Below are 1226 nucleotides of genomic sequence, written 5' to 3'. Positions count from 1 at the left end.
ACTTGATCTAAGTACGGCAAGCCAACCTTGGGCGCTTAATCTGAGTGCGGATGGCATTCCACTCAAACTGCTCCACCCATACCTCCCCGATGCATTCGCGGTAGATGGATTTTCTGACCTCAATCTCGACCTGCAAGGTCTATCTGGTGACAACAACATGTTGGCGTACAGCTTAACGGGGCAAGTGGAAGCAAACCTACGAGAAACGACACTACGCTCACAAGCCGATAAGTCGCTTAAGAGCATCACGTTTTCCACTATTCGAGTGCACGCGCAGCGAGGCGCTGTATCGCTCAAGCCTGTAAACATCTCCGGCAATGTCATATCCGGTCAGATTGGCGGCGAGTTTGACATGGCCAACAACCCACTCAGCGGTTTGACATTCCAGCTCAAGGATCAATGTGGCATGGTCATAGGCGATCTGCTCGATGGTGAAATATCACGTAATGACTGCGACTCACCACAACAGCCAGACCACTTAACGCCGAACGTACCAACGAACGATGCTCAGCCGAAGGAATCGAGCTTTCATGGCATTGCAGAGGCGAATCTAGAGCAACCGGAAGAAGAGCTGGTTGAGGAGATAACAGAAGAGTTAGAGCCGGCTACGAACGAGGTCGTAGCCGAAGAAGAACTAGCAACTGAGTAGCTGCGAATAGTTGGGCAACAGCATGTACGTGCCAACGAAATCAACCGCAGGCGTATCGCCGCTGTAAATCACCACATGGATGACAATGCGCGCCTTGCGCCCTGACGCCAAGCGATCCAAATCACCACTGATACCATCAAGCGAGGTACTCGCCACCGGATTTTGCTCCACCGGATGACGATAACGAATCGAGCTGTCTGCCAAAACGATATCGCCATGCAAACCGCGCTCTTTGAGCAGTAACCACGTCATTCCCCATCCCGTCAGCGTTGCCAACGTAAATGCCGAACCAGCAAACATCGTATTGTGCGGGTTCAAATTCGGATTGAGCTGGGCACTGCATTCGAACTGATAACCGGTGTATTGGTTGATTTTTATACCCATTTTGTCCGCAATTGGGATCTGCGCTTCCCAGCGCTGCTGCAATTCCGTACACCATTCTGGGCGACGTAACACATTCGCCATCGGATCAAGCGGCTTCACCATTTGTTGGTGACGGACCGGACCGCGTTCATCGGTCAACTCACCACGACGTTCAAAACCATTTTTTTCATAAAACGCAATCGCATCTTCACGG

2 protein-coding genes are annotated in these 1226 nt (G+C 51.5%); one reads left to right on the top strand and one right to left on the bottom strand.

The window, feature by feature from the left end; translation table 11 throughout:
• On the top strand, positions 1-649 hold a 649-nt coding region (locus R7Q46_RS24960), incomplete at its 5' end, for an AsmA family protein (protein ID WP_318077899.1).
• Here R7Q46_RS24960 and R7Q46_RS24955 read toward each other — a convergent pair.
• Positions 635-1226 (bottom strand): thioesterase domain-containing protein (locus R7Q46_RS24955; protein ID WP_318077897.1); only part of this gene is annotated, 592 nt, incomplete at its 5' end. The genes R7Q46_RS24960 and R7Q46_RS24955 overlap by 15 nt on opposite strands.

It is taken from the genome of Vibrio sp. 811, from assembly GCF_033339195.1.
The sequence above is the reverse complement of the archived record's forward strand: the minus strand, read 5'-3'. Positions and strand labels throughout refer to the sequence as shown.